The 692-nt window shown below is 25.3% G+C and carries 1 protein-coding gene; it reads right to left on the bottom strand.

Annotation, left to right across the window (positions count from 1 at the left end; translation table 11 throughout):
• Positions 1-97: 97 nt before the first annotated feature.
• Positions 98-692, bottom strand: a 595-nt coding sequence (locus tag IM532_RS13625; RefSeq protein WP_228063738.1) for a hypothetical protein, incomplete at its 5' end; no start/stop codon positions are given.

The following is a 692-nucleotide window of genomic DNA, read 5'->3' on the forward strand; positions in this document are numbered from 1 at the left end:
AAGTTTTAAGAAAAGCAATTTTGCGAGTGGAAAAAGATGGGATGACAGTTTACTTTCAGCCCGTTTTTTGCAAATAGTATGTTACCTGCAGTGCTTTTTAATCTTCAATTTTCTGATATTCAAGTTCATTGCTTTTGATATCAAGTTTCAAAAAAAATCGAGTAGGAATATTATTAATTTCGGTGTAGAATTCACGAGAATAAAAATCAGAATATTTATAGTTCAAAATATCATGTGATAAATATCTGTTTTTCTTTTCTGAATTTATTCTTATATCTTCTTTAGATTTTAAATTTTCGAAATTTTTTGAATTTATAATTTCTGAAATTAAGTTTTGTTTGTCAGTATTGGAAATTTCAATTTTTGTTTTTTGATACCTCTCAGGCATTCCACTAACATCGTTTTCAAGTATTTTAAAAGTATCTTTAAGATTTAAATTTATGACTTGCATATCATTTTTTACATCTTCATTCGAAATTGTGTTTTCATCAATGTAATTTAATGAAAATAGAAATCCAACAAAAAGAAAAAATAGTATCGGTATAATGATTCCAATTTTACTTTTCTTTTTGATTGAAATAAAAAGCCAAATTAAGCAACAAGTTGTCAGAATGACTAAAATTATTAATAAATAAAATATTCCTATTCCCATTTTTATAACGATGTTTTTGGTAGCATTGCAGGTAACGAGC

It is taken from the genome of Faecalibacter rhinopitheci, assembly GCF_015234135.1.
Lineage (GTDB): Bacteria > Bacteroidota > Bacteroidia > Flavobacteriales > Weeksellaceae > Empedobacter > Empedobacter rhinopitheci.